Source organism: Kribbella sp. NPDC055071 (assembly GCF_053608045.1).
Map to the genome: position 1 here is coordinate 512716 of NZ_JBSGUS010000001.1, position 15353 is coordinate 528068.

The 15353-nt window shown below is 67.7% G+C and carries 14 protein-coding genes; 5 read left to right on the top strand and 9 right to left on the bottom strand.

Annotated elements, in window-relative coordinates:
* Positions 1-4 precede the first annotated feature (4 nt).
* Together ACWF4Z_RS02460 and ACWF4Z_RS02465 are read right to left on the bottom strand one after the other, a co-directional pair.
* A complete protein-coding gene (locus ACWF4Z_RS02460; RefSeq protein ID WP_452241124.1) occupies positions 5-376 on the bottom strand; it encodes a hypothetical protein in 372 nt (123 codons plus the stop codon).
* 36 nt (positions 377-412) lie between these two features.
* A complete protein-coding gene (locus tag ACWF4Z_RS02465) occupies positions 413-1222 on the bottom strand; it encodes a phosphotransferase (RefSeq protein WP_452241125.1) in 810 nt (269 codons plus the stop codon).
* A gap of 59 nt (positions 1223-1281) precedes the next feature.
* Between ACWF4Z_RS02465 and ppk2 the strand changes: the two genes are divergently transcribed.
* On the top strand, positions 1282-2199 hold the full coding sequence (ppk2, locus tag ACWF4Z_RS02470) for a polyphosphate kinase 2 (RefSeq protein ID WP_452241126.1): 918 nt from the start codon (positions 1282-1284) through the stop codon (positions 2197-2199).
* On the opposite strand, the gene ACWF4Z_RS02475 is transcribed toward ppk2, so the two are convergent.
* The 4 genes from ACWF4Z_RS02475 to ACWF4Z_RS02490 all read right to left on the bottom strand — a co-directional run bounded on the left by ACWF4Z_RS02475 (position 2185) and on the right by ACWF4Z_RS02490 (position 5628).
* Entirely contained in the window at positions 2185-3597 is a 1413-nt protein-coding gene (locus tag ACWF4Z_RS02475; protein WP_452241127.1) for a sensor histidine kinase, read from the bottom strand. The two genes, ppk2 and ACWF4Z_RS02475, sit on opposite strands and share 15 nt — an antisense overlap.
* A gap of 101 nt (positions 3598-3698) precedes the next feature.
* Complete coding sequence (locus ACWF4Z_RS02480) at positions 3699-4400, bottom strand: response regulator transcription factor (protein WP_452241128.1); 702 nt, start codon at positions 4398-4400, stop codon at positions 3699-3701.
* Between the two features lie 84 nt (positions 4401-4484).
* Positions 4485-5018, bottom strand: coding sequence for a hypothetical protein (locus ACWF4Z_RS02485; RefSeq protein ID WP_452241129.1), 534 nt, complete (start codon positions 5016-5018; stop codon positions 4485-4487).
* 124 nt (positions 5019-5142) lie between these two features.
* Complete coding sequence (locus tag ACWF4Z_RS02490) at positions 5143-5628, bottom strand: DUF456 domain-containing protein (RefSeq protein ID WP_452241130.1); 486 nt, start codon at positions 5626-5628, stop codon at positions 5143-5145.
* A 59-nt stretch (positions 5629-5687) separates the two neighbouring features.
* Between ACWF4Z_RS02490 and ACWF4Z_RS02495 the strand changes: the two genes are divergently transcribed.
* Complete coding sequence (locus ACWF4Z_RS02495) at positions 5688-7679, top strand: glycogen debranching N-terminal domain-containing protein (protein ID WP_452241131.1); 1992 nt, start codon at positions 5688-5690, stop codon at positions 7677-7679.
* On the opposite strand, the gene ACWF4Z_RS02500 is transcribed toward ACWF4Z_RS02495, so the two are convergent.
* Positions 7637-8263 (bottom strand): LysE family translocator, encoded by a 627-nt coding sequence (locus tag ACWF4Z_RS02500; protein WP_452241132.1) that lies wholly within the window; start codon positions 8261-8263, stop codon positions 7637-7639. The two genes, ACWF4Z_RS02495 and ACWF4Z_RS02500, sit on opposite strands and share 43 nt — an antisense overlap.
* Positions 8264-8351: 88 nt before the next feature.
* On the opposite strand from ACWF4Z_RS02500, the gene ACWF4Z_RS02505 reads away from it, so the two are divergent.
* Positions 8352-9827, top strand: coding sequence for an aminotransferase-like domain-containing protein (locus tag ACWF4Z_RS02505; protein WP_452241133.1), 1476 nt, complete (start codon positions 8352-8354; stop codon positions 9825-9827).
* Positions 9828-9946: 119 nt separating this feature from the next.
* Here the strand turns inward: ACWF4Z_RS02505 and ACWF4Z_RS02510 are convergent, their stop codons facing one another.
* The gene (locus ACWF4Z_RS02510) at positions 9947-10177 is read right to left on the bottom strand and encodes a DUF7455 domain-containing protein (RefSeq protein WP_452241134.1); all 231 of its coding nucleotides are present in this window, start codon (positions 10175-10177) and stop codon (positions 9947-9949) included.
* 462 nt (positions 10178-10639) lie between these two features.
* Here ACWF4Z_RS02510 and ACWF4Z_RS02515 point away from each other — a divergent pair, with 462 nt between their 5' ends.
* A complete protein-coding gene (locus tag ACWF4Z_RS02515) occupies positions 10640-12724 on the top strand; it encodes a DNA gyrase/topoisomerase IV subunit B (protein WP_452241135.1) in 2085 nt (694 codons plus the stop codon).
* Between the two features lie 84 nt (positions 12725-12808).
* Here ACWF4Z_RS02515 and ACWF4Z_RS02520 read toward each other — a convergent pair whose 3' ends face one another.
* Positions 12809-14284 (bottom strand): FAD-dependent monooxygenase, encoded by a 1476-nt coding sequence (locus ACWF4Z_RS02520; RefSeq protein ID WP_452241136.1) that lies wholly within the window; start codon positions 14282-14284, stop codon positions 12809-12811.
* Positions 14285-14500: 216 nt separating this feature from the next.
* On the opposite strand from ACWF4Z_RS02520, the gene ACWF4Z_RS02525 reads away from it, so the two are divergent.
* Positions 14501-15340, top strand: coding sequence for a helix-turn-helix domain-containing protein (locus ACWF4Z_RS02525; protein WP_452241137.1), 840 nt, complete (start codon positions 14501-14503; stop codon positions 15338-15340).
* Positions 15341-15353: the final 13 nt, after the last annotated feature.

Sequence of the window (15353 nt, forward strand, 5' to 3'; positions counted from 1 at the left end):
CCGCTCAGCCTTTGCTTGGGGTCGAGGGGCCGCGGCCGCGTGGGGAGCGGCCGGTGGGGCCGCGGCCCAGAGCACGTCCGCGAGTCCGCTTGGTGCCGCCAGGGGAGGTGGCCAGATCGAGGGCCTCCTGGCCGTCCTTCAGCTTCGGGTCGTCGGGTGCGGTGTCGGTCTCGACTTCGTCACCCGGCGGCCGGCGGATGTGTGCGTCTCGGCTGCCGGGAGCGCTCGCCTCGAGGCCTTGGTCGCGTTCGGGGGCGATGGAGCGGATTGCGCGTCCGCCTCGGCCGCGGGGAGTCTCCTCGGGCGGCGCGCCGTCGGGGCTCTGGATGTCAGCCTTGTCGATGGCTGCCTTGGTCTCCTCGACGCGATCGGGCATGCGACGAGTGTAAGCAGCGGCAAGGCCAGGCGCGGCTCAGTCGAGCATGGCCTTGGTGAGGACGTCGGCGTTCTGTTCGAGCCAGATCTGGCGGTGCTTGATGGTGTCGCCGACGCCCTCGCTCCACATCCGTTGCCAGCCACCGCCGAAGGTCTCGGCGCGGTACTTCATCAGGTGCCACGCCTGTTCGTTCAGCCCGATCGACAACTGCATCAACCGCCGCCGGTCCTGCTCGGCCAACCCGTAGGCGTCGGCGATCAGGCGGCACCGATGCGGGCGATCCAGACCGCGTACGCCCGCGTCGAGGTCTTCGTCCGCGCCGAACGGCGCCCACCACAACATCAGGTTGACGAGCTCACGGGCCCGGCTGACCGGCCGGGCCAGGTCGAAGTCGATCAGGGCGTACGCGCGGCCGTCGCGGAAGACCACGTTCTCCGGCGTGATGTCCTGGTGCCCGACGAGTTCCGGCGGATCCATCAGATCCGGCAGTCCAGGCACCACGATCGGTGCCGGCAGGTCGGTCGGGATGCCGAAGCCTTCGACAGCCTGGTGGTACGCGCGAACCAGCTCCGCAACCGACACCAACCGATCCTCGTCGGCGATCCACGCGGGCCGCGGCCGCCCCGCAACCTCACCCTCGATATAGCTGAGCGCCTGCCGCCCCGCCGAATCCACCCCGAGGAACCGTGGCGCACCCGTGAAGCCCACCGATTCGAGGTACCGCAGCAGATCCCGCACGAGCTCGTCGCGCTCACCAGGCGGCCGCCGTACCGTGTCACCGACCCGGACCAGACCCTCGGTCACGTCCCCACCGGCCAGCGGAATCTCTTCGCCCTCTTCGATCATTCGGCCGATCCTAGAGCTGTTCACCTGTTTGTCACCGACGAGGCAGAAGGTTGGCTCTCATGAGCACCCCTAATCTCGTCGATGAGCTCGGTTTCCGTGTCCTGGACGAAGAGGACGACGATCCGGTGCTGTTGCGTGCGGACGGTACGCCGGTGGACACGTGGCGTGAGGGCTATCCGTACGGCGAGCGCCTGGCGCGCGAGGTCTACGACCGGGACAAGCGGCTGTTGCAGATCGAGCTGCTCAAGCTGCAGTACTGGGTGAAGCGGTCGGGCCAGAAGATGGTGGTCGTCTTCGAGGGACGCGACGCGGCCGGCAAGGGCGGCACGATCAAGCGGTTCATGGAGCACCTGAACCCGCGCGGCGCGAGCATCGTCGCGCTCGAGAAGCCGACCGACCGCGAGCAGTCCCAGTGGTACTTCCAGCGCTATATCTCGCACCTCCCGGCCGCAGGGGAGATGACGCTGTTCGACCGGTCCTGGTACAACCGGGCCTGTGTCGAGCGGGTGATGGGGTTCTGCACGCAGGACCAGTACGAGGAGTTCATGCGGCAGGCGCCGGAGTTCGAGCGGATGCTGGTCAGGTCGGGGATCTCGCTGGTCAAGCTGTGGTTCTCGGTGTCGCAGGCCGAGCAGCAGACCCGCTTCACGATCCGGCAGATCGACCCGGTGCGGCAGTGGAAGCTGTCGCCGACCGACCTCGCGTCGCTGGACAAGTGGGACGCCTACACCGAGGCGAAGGAAGCGATGTTCCACTACACGGACACCTCGTACGCGCCCTGGACCGTGGTGAAGAGCAACGACAAGAAGCGCGCCCGGCTCGAGGCGATGCGGCACGTGCTCAGCCTGTACGACTACACCAACAAGGACGTCGAGCTCGTCGGTTCTCCGGATCCGAAGATTCTTGGCCCGGCCTCCCAGGTCCTTGAGCACGGCGAGACCGCGAACCGCGTCTTCCCGGCCCTATCGCGGGGGTAGTGGCAGCAGCACGGTGAAGATCGCGCCGTGCGGGGCGTTGTCGGTCACGGTGACTCGGCCACGGTGCGCGGCGACCAGGGCCGCGACGATCGACAGCCCGAGCCCGGAGCCGCCGGTCGCGCGGGCCCGGGCCGAGTCGGCGCGATAGAACCGCTCGAACACGCGAGCCTTCTGCTCGTCGCTCAGCCCAGGTCCCGAGTCGCTGACCTCCAGTACGGCGTCACCGTCGCGAGTCCCCACCGACACCACGATCGGCGCGTCGATCGGCGTGTGGTTGAGCGCATTGCTGATCAGATTGCCGAGAACCTGGCGCAGCCGGGTCTCGTCGCCCTCGACCACGGGAGCCTCGGAGTCCGGCAGGATCTGCAGCGAGATGTTGCGTTCGCGCTGCATCGCCTGCGCGTTGTGCAAGGCATCGGCCGCGATCGGCAACAGGTCGACCGGCTCCATCCGGAGCGGTCGCTGCTGGTCGAGCCGGGCCAGCAGCAACAGGTCGTCGACGAGGAGACCCATCCGCTTGGCCTCGTCCTCGATCCGCCGCATCGTGTCCGCGTCGCCGCCATCACCCCGCTGCCGGGTCAGCTCGGCGAACCCGCGAATCGAGGTCAACGGCGTACGCAGCTCGTGCGACGCGTCCGCGACGAACCGGCGCATCCGCTCCTCGGACACACGCGCCGCCTCTTCCGACTGCCGGGCGATGTCTTCGGAACGGCGGGCCGCCAGCTCCGACGCGGTTCGTTGTGCGAACGCCGTTTCGATCTGCCCGAGCATCTGGTTCAGCGCCAGCGACAACCGACCCACCTCGGTGCGTGGATCCCGCTGCGGCACGCGCCGGCTCAGGTCCCCACCGGCGATCGCGACGGCCGTGTGTTCCACATCCTCGAGGCCGCGCAGACTCCGCCGTACGACGTAGGTCCCGAGGCCGGCCAGCAGGATCAGCAGGATCACCCCGGCCGCCGCCTGGATCCCGACCAGCCGCTGGATCGTGCGGTCCATGTCCTTGAGGCTCTGCGCCACCATGACCGAGGCGTTCCCCTTGTCGAGGGGTACGGCGACCACACGCCAGGTAGCCCCGCCGGAGACGGCGTCGACCTCGAACGGCCGACCGTTCAGCGCTCGAACCTGGTTGAGATTGAGCACAGGCAGCTTCGGCAGCGGATCGGTGCTCTCGGACAGCCGGGCTCCGAACGGACCGTCGTCGCTGGCCCCCTCGGAGTCGTTGAACTGGACGACGAATTGACTCGGCAGCTGCCTAGGACCCTGCCCGTTGGGGCCTTGCTGCTGCGGTGGTTGTGGCCGCCGGTTGAGCGGAATGTGCTGCAGCTGGCTCGCCGTCTGCTGGAGTTGTTCGTCGACGCGGTCGATCAGGTAGCCGCGCATGGTCGTCGTGGCGAGCACTCCGGAGGCACCGAGCGCGAGCGCTACCAGCGTCAGCAGGACGACGACGATCGTGACGCGGAGCGGGTACCGGTCGGCGAACCGCCGGTGGGGATGCTGTATCAGTTGGGGCCTCGCGGGGTGCGCAGTACGTAGCCGACCCCACGGACCGTGTGGAGCAGCTTCTGGTCGCCGGTGTCGACCTTACGGCGCAGGTAGGACATGTACGACTCGACCACGCCCGCGTCGCCGGCGAAGTCGTAGTTCCACACCGCCGACAGGATCTGCCCCTTCGACATCACCCGCTCCGCGTTCTCCAGCAGGCAGCGCAGCAGCTTGAACTCGGTCAGCGAGAGCTGGACCGCCTGGCCGGACTTGAAGACCTCGTAGCTGTCCTCGTTCAGCTCCAGATCCGCATACTTCAGTACGGCGGCCTCCGTCGTGGTCTGCTCACGGTGACCCGACCGGCGCAGCAGTGCCCGCACCCGGGCGACCAGCTCGTCCAGGCTGAACGGCTTGGTGACGTAGTCGTCTCCGCCGGTGTGCAGCCCGAGGACCTTGTCCTCCACCGCGTCGCGGGCGGTGAGGAACAGCACCGGCACGTGCCGGTCCTCACCACGCAGCCGCCGGACCACCTCGAAGCCGTCGAGGCCGGGCATCATCACGTCGAGGACGACGAGGTCGGGCTCCACCTCACGGGCCTTGCGCAGCGCCTCGGTGCCGTGGGTCGCCGTGGTCACGTCGTACCCGGCGAACCGCAGGCTCGCGGAGAGCAGCTCGACAATGTTCGGCTCGTCGTCGACCACCAGCAGATGCGGACTCATGCCCTCAGTGTGCAGCCGCTACCCATGCGAATGCTGGAAGCTTCCTGGCAATCAGCTGTGAGTCGGCCCTGAGTTGGCTCTGGATCACCGGGGGCCGTGCTTGAATCCCCACTTCTGTCCGGCCGCGTCCCGCGCCGTACCGTCGTTGATCGAGGTCGCGGTGGCGGTGTTGTTCGCCACGGTCGCGCTCACCGTCACCTGGCTGCCGGTCTTGATCGACGCGATGCCGTCGCGGGCGGAGTTCACCAAGGTCTCCGCCGCGACCGTGTAGGTCCGGCTGTACCCGTCCTCGCTCTTGACCGTGATCGAGTCCTTGCTGACCGCGGTCACCGAACCCCGCTGCGTCGCGACGGTCTGGTAGCCACCACCGTCTTTCGGTACGACGAACTCGCCGTGCAGTGCGCCGGCCGCACCGAACTCGCCGCGCGGCCCGAAGCCCTTGCCCGGACCTGGGTGGTCCGACGGCGGCGTGGCGGGAGCGGACTGGGAGGTCGACGGAGACGGCGATGGCGTCGGATCGGCGCTGTTCGCGGCCCACGCGACTCCACCGGCGGTCGTCGTCACGGCGACCGCGGCCACCGTGCCGGCCAGCCTCCACTGCTTGGTCGAAAGCTTCATGCTGCCTTGCCTTCCGTACTGCGTGCCCGATTCGTCACCTGGCACTGGTGCTTCTCACGGTGCCCGGTGGATCTGAGACGAGGCTCCGCTGCGGCTGGCAAAACCCTGAGAATTCAGGCAGTTCTCAGACCAGGAAGAGGACGGCGATCAGCCAGACGGCCGCCGCCAGCGAGGTGCCGATGAACTCGATCAGGATCGAGAGACCGGTCGCCTTCAAGGCATGCTTCGTCGACGCCCAGGCGTCGGCGTGGGTCTTCAAGCGCTGCCACTCGGACAGGTAGACGCCGAGCGGGAAGCCGACGAACATCCCGACGACCGGGATCACGAAGAAGCCCACGATGCCGAGGACGACGCCGATCAGCATGGATCGGCGGGGTACGCCGGATTCCCGAAGTCTTCGCTCCGGAATGATGTACTTGACCACCTGGCTGGCCCCGATCAGCACGATGGCCGCCGACAGCACGATCCAGGCGGTCGCACTGCGGTCCACCAACGTCCACACCAGGATCGCCGCGAGGCTGAGGATCGCGCCGGGCAGCACCGGGATCACGATGCCGAGGATGCCGACGAAGATGACGATCCCGATCAGGACGGTCAGACCAGTGTTCACGTGGACCACTCTGCCGCATCCGGGCTGATAGTGGGGGACCAGCCCTCTACGGTGGCTGCATGGCTCAGCTGCATGAACTGGTCACCGCACTCGCCGCTCCTTGGGTGGCGCTCTCGCCACGGTCCGGTCAACTCACCGGCGCCGACGCAGAAGGGGTCTATGCCCGCGACCGCCGCATCCTGTCGAAGCTGAGCGTCACGATCGACGGCCGGGAGCCGGTTCCGCTGCACGTCGACGAGATCGGCGCGGCCGCTCATCAGTACGTCGCGATCGTGGAGGGTCTCGGCGACACCTGGCACGATCCAACCGTCATGCTGTACCGGACCCGCGAGGTCGACAGCGAAGGGATGACCGAGCGCATCACGCTCGTGAACCGTACCCGCGGGGTGATCGAGGGTCGGCTGGATGTTGCCCTAGGCACCGATCTCGCCGGTACGGCGGCGGTCCGCAGCGGCGCGGCCGCCGAGCTACCGCAGCTGACCCCGCTCGCGGACGGCCCGAACCGGCTGCATTGGCAGAGCGGCTCTACCCGGGCGACGGTGACTGCGGAGCCCGGGCTGTCTGCCACCCCGAGACTCGAGCCGGGCGAGGAGTTCACCATCACACTCCGCATCTCCGCGGAGTTTCCGGAGTCCACCACCGGCTTCACGATCGAGCCGCCGGCGCGGAGAACGCCGTACACGATCGAGATCTCGTGTGACGACCGGCGGGTCGAGCGGTGGGTCCAACGGTCGCTGGAAGACGTGCAGGCGCTGCAACTCGCCCGCGGCGACGACCGCTATCTCGGTGCCGGACCACCGTGGTACCTGACTCTCTTCGGCCGTGACTCGCTGATCTCCGCGGGCATGCTGATCCCGGTCGACCCCGGACTGGCCGCCGGGACGCTGCGCGCGCTCGCCGCGTGGCAAGGCGCCAAGGTCGATCCCAACTCCGCCGAGCAGCCTGGCAAGATCCCGCACGAGCTTCGCGCCGAGGTCGCGGATCACGGTGGCGGCCTGGTCCTCCCGGCGGCGTACTACGGCACACACGACGCGACCCAGCTCTGGATCATCACGCTGCACAAGGCTTGGCGTTGGGGTCTGCCCGCCGAGGAGTTCCTGCCGAACCTCCGCCGCGCACTGACCTGGATCAAGGAGTACGCCGATCCCGACGGCGACGGATTCCTCGAGTACATCGACGAGTCCGGCCATGGACTCGCCAACCAGGGCTGGAAGGATTCGGCCGACTCGGTGCAGTGGCCGGACGGGACGATCGCCACGGCGCCGATCGCGCTGTGCGAGGTCCAGGGCTACGCGTACTCGGCCGCGATCAAGGGCGCCGAGTTGCTCGAGGCGCACGGCGAGTCCGGCGACGAGTGGCGCGCGTGGGCCGCTGTCCTGCAGGAGCGATTCCGTGCTGCGTTCTGGGTCGACGGCTATCCCGCCATCGCACTCGACGGCGCGAAGAACCCGGTCGCCGGCCGCGCGTCGAACATGGGCCACCTGCTCGGGACGGGACTGCTGGACGCAGACGAGGAGGAGACGGTCGTCGACGTATTGGCCGGTCCGGAGCTCAACAGCGGCTTCGGGTTGAGGACGTTGTCCACGGCAATGACCCGCTTCAACCCACTCGGCTATCACACCGGCAGCGTCTGGCCGCACGACACCGCGATGACGATCCAAGGCCTCTACGCATCCGGTCACGCGGCGGTGGCGTCGTCGTACGTCGACGGTCTGATCCGCGCCGCCGAGGCCTTCGACTACCGGCTGCCGGAGTTGTACGGCGGCCGCGGGACGGACGAGGAACGTACGCCGACGCCGTACCCGCTGTCGTGTCGCCCGCAGGCCTGGGCAGCTGCGTCAGCCATCGCAGTGATCGTCGCGGCGCTGGGGATCGAACCGGGGGAGACGCTGGTCCTGAACCCGAGCGAGGCTCCATGGCGGTCACTCGAGGTGCGAGGGCTGCGGATCGGCGATGAGCTGCTGTCGTTGCGCCACGACGCGGACGGTCTCACGATGCTCGACGGGCCTCAGAGGACAGTGATCAACGCGAACGCGGATAGCGCGAGGTAGATCCCGGCGACGACCAGGTTGCGGCCGCGACTCGTCGTACGGACCGACCGGAAGCGTCGGCCGATCGCGTCCGCGCCGACCGCGTAGGAGAGGTCGAAGACGAGACCGATCAGGAGGGCGCCGGCCCCGAGCAGGAGCATTTCGGTGCGCAACTGGTCCGGCCCGGCGTCCCGCGTGGTGAACTGCGGGAGGAAGGCCAGAAAGAACAACGCGGCCTTCGGATTCATGAGGTTCACCAGCACGCCGTCGCGGAAGACGCGGCCGAGCGGCGCAGCGTCGACGCCACCGACCTGATCGGATGGTCGGGTTCTGATCAGCTTGATACCGAGGTACGCCAGATAGAGGGCACCGGCGATGGTGATCGCGGTGAAGAGCGTGGGGGAGGCCTTCACCAACGTCGCCAGGCCAAGGGCAGTCACGACGATGTAGACGATCGTGCCGGTCTCGATCGCCAATGCGGAGACCACACCGGCCCGGCGTCCTTGAGTGAGGCTGCGCAGCGAGATGTAGAGGTTGTTCGGGCCGGGCATCCCCACCAGCACCGCCGTCGCGCCGGCGAACCCCACCAGCTGACCGATCCCCATCCCATCACCCTTCCGTTCGAACTGGACTGCCTGCCGGTATTAGCCTGACGGCGTAGGAAGCAGTCCGCCCGAGCCAATTGGGGGAGAAGTGGACCGTTCTGGAGATCCGGCCGCGGTGGCCGACCTGATCGGCCACCGCCTGGCCGGCGGGGCCGGCGGTCTGTACCGGCGGCTGGCCGACGCGATCGCGGCCCTGATCGGTTCGAGCGACCTCCCGGTCGGCGCGCGCCTCCCGGCCGAACGCCGGCTGGCCGACGCCCTCGCGATCAGCCGATCCACCGTCGTCGCGGCGTACGACGAACTCCGCGCCCGCGGCCTGGTCGAGAGCCGGAGGGGCAGCGGTACGACGGTCGCCCGGTCCGCCGACCCGGGTCGGTCCCGGGCGGGCAAGACCATGCCGACCGGATTCGACGACTCGCTCTTCCACCGCATCACCGTCGGGAAGGAGGAGGTCATCTCGCTCACGTACGCCGTGGACCCCGGCCTGCCCGAACTCGGCGCGGAGCTGATCGACCTGGCGGCGACGGATCTGCCGGGGTTGCTCGACCACGTCGGGTACCACCCGCGCGGGCTACTCGTGTTGCGGGAGCGGATCGCCGAGCACTTCACCGGGTCAGGCCTGCCGACCTCCCCGGACGAGATCGTCATCACCACCGGCGCGCATCAGGCGATCGCGTTGGTGACGCAGATGTACCTGCGCGCCGGCGACGTGGTCGTCACCGAGCAGCCCAGTTGGCCCGGCTGCTACGACCTGTTCGGCGCCGCCGGTGGACGGATGGTCGGCGTACCACTCGACGATGCGGGGATCCGGCCGGATCTGTTGACGACGGCGTTCGTCGAGCATCAACCGGCGATGCTGTTCGTGATGCCGACGTTCCACAATCCGACCGGCCAGTTGATGTCGGGCAACCGGCGGCGGCAGGTGGCGGAGCTCGCCACGCGGCACGGCGTGGTCGTGGTGGAGGACAACGCGTACGCGGCCTGGGATCCGGCCGGTCCGGCGATTCCGCCGCCGCTGGCGGCCTATGCACCGGACGATGCCGAGGTGCTGACGATCGGCTCGGTGTCGAAGGCGGTGTGGGGCGGGCTGCGGATCGGATGGATCCGCGCGTCACGCCCGGTCGCGGAGAGATTGGCCCGGCACAAGGCGCTGGCCGATCTCGGGAGTCCCGTGATCGATCAGGCCCTCACTGCCCGGCTGCTGCCACGGTTGAGTGAATTGACCGCGGAGAGGGGGCACGTCGCGACGACACGCAAGAAGGTGATGGGGAAACTGCTGACCGCGCGACTGCCCGAATGGGAATGGTCCGCACCGGTGGGTGGATCGGCGTTCTGGATCCGGCTGCCGGAGACCGATGCGCGAGTCTTCGCTCAGGTCGCGGTCCGGCATGGTGTCGAGGTGATCGCGGGTCATGCGATGGATCCGACCGGGGCACACGACGACTACATCCGGCTGCCGTTCGCGTACTCCGAGCAAGTGCTTGATGATGCGGTGACCCGGTTGGCCCGGGCCTGGCAGGAACTGCGCCGGCACGGGCCGGCTCCCGCCGTACCCGTTGTCTAGGTGTTGGGTCAGGAAACTGTGCCGGACGTGAAGGATGGCGGCCACTCTGCCGAGTGGACCGCCACCGAAGCCTGTATGACCTTTGGCGCCGCCGTTGGCGCGTTTAGGAAGTCAGCTGGTTACTTCTCTTCGTCCGTCGCGACGGCCGGAGTCTCATCGAGCCGACCGGTCTCGTCATGGATCGTGATCGCGATGTTGCGCAGCTTGTCCGCGTGCTCCCGACCGTGGTGGGCGCAGAACAGTAGCTCCCCACCGCTGGTCAGGGTGACTCGGACGTAGGCCTGCGCACCGCAGCGGTCACAACGATCCGCGGCCGACAGGGTCGAACCCGGGGCGAGTGCTGTAGTCATTGAGGCCTCATCTCATCTAGTTCCGTACTCACCAGATAGCAACATCCTGACACGCGGATCGCTTCCCTGGAGGGGCAGCGTGTCCGTATGTGAGACGAACCACCTGTTCCCGTATGACGCATCTTGACGAGGAATCGTTTCGGAAGCGGGCGTTTTCTTGTTTCCGGCGGGTGTCGGGCGTGTCTTCTCTCACTGTGCGCCATGACTTGGTCACAGCGCGGTGATGTTCGGAGTGTCGTACACCACTCCGGATCGAGTCCGGATCGATACCTGCCGGAACACCTTTTCTGGCGTCTGTGTGTTCTGTCGCGCCTGTACCCACGGGGATGCGGGCCCAACGGTTCATCCGGCGAGCATGTGCCATGTTTTGGGGGTGCGGGCTCGTAGGCTAGGGAGTGTGGTGGTCAGAGCCGAATCAGGGCCGCCGTGCGATGTCTGCTTGTGAACCAGTGAAGGAGCCCTGTGGCCGCCCCGACGCCTCGTAGTACCGAGCTCGACCCGACGTACAACGCCCGCAACCTGCTCGTCCTCGAAGGTCTCGAAGCGGTCCGGAAGCGGCCGGGGATGTACATCGGGTCGACCGACAGCCGCGGCCTGATGCACTGCCTGTGGGAGATCATCGACAACTCCGTCGACGAGGCCCTGGCCGGGCACGGCGAGCGGATCGACGTCGTGCTGCACAAGGACGGCTCGGTCGAGGTCCGCGACCAGGCCCGTGGCATCCCGGTCGACATCGAGCCGAAGACCAAGCTGACCGGTGTCGAGGTCGTGTTCACCAAACTGCACGCCGGCGGCAAGTTCGGCGGCGGGTCGTACAACGCCTCCGGTGGTCTGCACGGCGTGGGTGCCTCGGTGGTGAACGCGCTGTCCGCGCGGCTGGATGTCGAGGTCGACCGCGGCGGGACGGTCTGGACCACGTCGTTCCGGCGTGGCGTCGCCGGTGAGTTCGACAGCGAGGGCGCGAACGCGAACTTCACGGCGGCGAAGGGCCTGCGTAAGGCCGGCCGGGCCAAGAAGGGCGCCACCGGCACCCGGATCCGGTACTGGGCGGACCGGCAGATCTTCACCCGGGACGCGACGTTCAACTACGACGAGCTGGTGACCCGGGCGCGACAGACGTCGTTCCTGGTGCCGGGCCTCGAGCTGGTGATCCGCGACGAGCGCACCGACGAGATCACCGAGGAGACCTTCAAGCACGACGGCGGGATCAGTGAGTTCTGCGAGTTCCTGGCGACCGACCAGAAGGTGACCGACGTCGTCCGGCTGACGGGGACCGGGCACTTCACCGAGACCGTGCCGATGCTCGACGACGCCGGCCACATGACGCCGACCGACGTCGAGCGCGACCTGGACGTCGACATCGCGGTGCGCTGGGGCGACGGGTACGAGACCGAGGTGCGCTCGTTCGTGAACATCGTCGCGACGCCCAAGGGCGGGACGCACGTCGCGGGCTTCGAGCGGGCGCTGTCGAAGAGTTTCACGAATGCACTTGATGGGACCCGGCTGCTGAAGAGCGGCGAGGAGATCATCAAGGACGACGTGCTCGAGGGACTGACGTCCGTGGTGACGGTCCGGCTGGCCGAGCCGCAGTTCGACGGGCAGACCAAGGAGGTGCTCGGCACGCCGGCCGCGTCGCGGATCGTGGCGAAGGTCGTGCAGACCGAGCTGGAGGCGTTCCTCACCTCGACCAAGGCCGGCCAGAAGGCGCAGGCACGCGCCGTACTGGAGAAGGTTGTCGCCGCGTCGCGGACGCGAGTCGCCGCGCGTCAGCACCGCGAGCTGCAGCGGCGGAAGACCGCGCTGGAGTCGTCCGCGCTGCCCGCGAAGCTGGCTGACTGCCGCAGCAACGACGTCGACCGGTCCGAGCTGTTCATCGTCGAGGGTGATTCGGCGCTCGGTACGGCGAAGCTCGCGCGTAGCTCGGAGTTCCAGGCGCTGCTGCCGATCCGCGGCAAGATCCTGAACGTGCAGAAGGCGTCGATCGGCGACATGCTGAAGAACGCCGAGTGCGCGTCGATCATCCAGGTGGTCGGCGCCGGCTCGGGTCGTACGTTCGACATCGAGCAGGCGCGCTACGGCAAGATCATCTTCATGGCGGACGCCGATTCCGACGGTGCCCACATTCGTTGCCTGCTGGCGACGCTCTTCTTCCGGTACATGCGGCCGCTCGTCGATGCGGGTCGCGTCTACACCGCCGTACCGCCGCTGCACCGCTTCGAGCTGACGAACCCGAAGAAGGGGCAGGAGAAGTACATCTACACCTACAGCGACGCCGAGTACCAGCGGAAGACGGCCGAGCTGATGAAGAAGGGCGTCCGCTGGAAAGAGCCACCCCAGCGCTACAAGGGCCTCGGTGAAATGGACGCCGATCAGCTCGCCGAGACCACGGTCGACCCGCGCCACCGCACGCTGCGCCGCATCACCGTCGACGACGGCGAAGCCGCAGCCAACGTCTTCGACCTCCTGATGGGCAACGACGTCGCTCCGCGCAAGGAATTCCTCGTCGCAAACGCCTACGAACTAGACGAAAACCGCATCGACGTCTGATGCGGTCGACCGTTAGTTGCTCACGACAACGGTGGCTTCACGCCGAGACCTGACTTGTTCGCGCAAGCGGGTCGAGGTGGCGGATTATGTGGTTGAGGCTGTGGTTGGGGCTTTTTTGGTGATCGTTGGGTCTGGGTGACCGAACCAGCGGGTGAGGTGGGGGTCGAGGTCTTGCTGGGTGGTGCCGAGCCAGGCTATGTGGCCGTCGGGGCGTAGGAGGATGGACGGGGTGTTTGGTGGTGCGGTGGGGTCGGCTGCGTAGTCGACTCGGTCTGACCAGGGGGCAACGGTCAGGTGGTTGGTGCGGTCCAGGAGGAGCCCGCGGCCGTGGTGGAGCAGGTCGTACAGGTGGCCTTGGTCGAGGTCTTGATCGGGCTGGCGGCGGCCGAGGAGATCGGGGCCTTCGCCGAAGTCGTAGCGGATGTCGATCGCGGTGACCTTCGCGATCAGGCGACGGTTCACCTCGTTGATGTCCATCAGTTCGGTGAGGAGCCTACGGACCGCCTGTGCGCCTGGTTCGGTGGACATCAGCTCCATCTGGGCGCGGGTGTTGTCGAGCACATCCTCGGCGACCGGATGGCGTTCGGCTTCGTAGGTGTCGAGCAGAGTCTCCGGCGCCCAGCCGCGGATCTGTGCGGCGAGCTTCCAGCCGAGGTTGAATGCGTCCTGAACGCCGAGGTTGAGACCCTGACCGCCCGTGGGCGGGTGGATGTGTGCGGCATCCCCGGCCAGCAGCACCCGACCGACGCGGTAACGGTCGGCCACCCGGGTGGCGTCCCCGAACCGAGACAACCAGCGAGGGGAGTGCACGCCGAAGTCGGTCCCGGCAATGGCACGCAACTGTTCCTGGAAGTCATTGAGGGTGGGCGGTTCGGCGCGATCGCTCACCCCGTCAGCCGGGACCACAACCTGATAGACCCCATCGCCGAACGGCCTGAGCCAGAACTGCTTGGTGGTCTCCTGGATCTCGGTCACCTTGGCGGCGATCTCCTCCTGCGGCACACCGACCTGCATCTCGCCCATCAGCGTATCGACCCGCGCGGGTTCGCCGGGGAAGCCGACTCCGAGGAGCTTTCGCACCGTACTGCGTCCGCCGTCACAACCGACGAGATAGCGCGCACGCACCTGTTCGCCGTCAGTCAGCTGAACGGTGATGCCTTGGTCGTCCTGCTCGAAGGCCACAACCGCCTGGCCGCGCCGGACCTCCGCGCCGACTTCGATCGCGTGTTCTTCCAGCAGGCGAACGATGACCGGGTGCTGGATGCCGAGCAGGTACGCCTGCCCGGAATCAAGGCCGTCAGGGGCGGGTTTGGCGATGGCGGCGAAGAACCCGCCGGCCGGACGCCGTCGGCCGTGTTCGAGAACGCGGTCGAGCAGTCCGCGCATCGCCAGCAGCTCGAGACTGCGAATGTGCAGACCGACTATCCGTACGAACGAGGCAGGCTCGGTCTCCTTCTCCAGAACGAGTACGCGCACCTCGTGCAGCCGCAGCTCGGCGGCCAGCATGGCGCCGGTCGGTCCACAGCCGGCAATAACCACATCGAAGGCAGGTGAGTCCATGGGTGTTTCCTCTCGGGAGTGCTTGTCGAGGCGCTCCCGGCGACACCTACGTCAATCGCCCGGCCGTGACGGGAAGAGGGAGCACCCACAGCGATACGGCGTTCATGGGGCTCACCTCCTCAAGTAGCGTCACGATCCCCAGCAAGCTACAAGCCGGAGCCCCACCAAGTCCAACCCATTCCGGGCTCGCATCGCCGGCGGGGAGTCGGAGATGCTGTGGAGTACGTGTCCAGAGTGCCGCGACCGCCGCTGGACGGGCTGATCGACGACCTCTACTACCTGGAGGGTGCGTCGCCGTATGCCCGGTTGACGCTGCCCCCGATGCCGGCGGCGTTGCTCATCGTCAACCTCGGGGAGCCGTTCCGTATCCGCGCCGGCAAGGACATAGACACAGCCGAGTACGCCGACGGCTGCGTCGTCACCACGCCCACCCGTGCGTTCGAGTTCGGGTACCCACTCCAGACCCGGTCCGTCGGCGTGCACTTCAAGCCGTGGGGGCCGGCGCCGTTCCTGCCGATGCCCGCGGCCGAGCTGTGTGACCGGCCGGTGACGATCGAGCAGGTGTGGGGTCGGCCCGCCATCGCTGAACTGCGAGACCGGCTGGCTACGGCGGATGGACCTGCCGAGATGCTGATGCTGCTCGAGGCGGAACTGATGCGACGGCTGTCTGAGACCGCCGGCCTGGGGCTCGTCCGCCATGCGAGCGGCCTCATCGCGGCGACCAGCGGGACGGTAGCGATCCGCGACCTGAGCATGGCGGCCGGCGTCAGCAGCACTCATCTGGCCCAGCGGTTCAAGGAGCTCATCGGCATCACACCGAAGCGGCTGGCCCGCAGCCACCGCTTCGCCACCGCCGTGTTGTCGATCGACCCCGCTGGACCGGTCGACTGGAACGACCTCGCCGCTCGCGCGGGGTACTTCGACCAGGCCCACTTCGGCCACGAGTTCCGCGAATTCACGGGGCTGACGCCGACCCGGTACGTCGAAGTCCGGCGACGATTCCTGCGTGAGCATCCCGGAAGCGCGCTGGAAGGCTGGCCACTGCCGGCCGATTGATTTCTTACAAGAT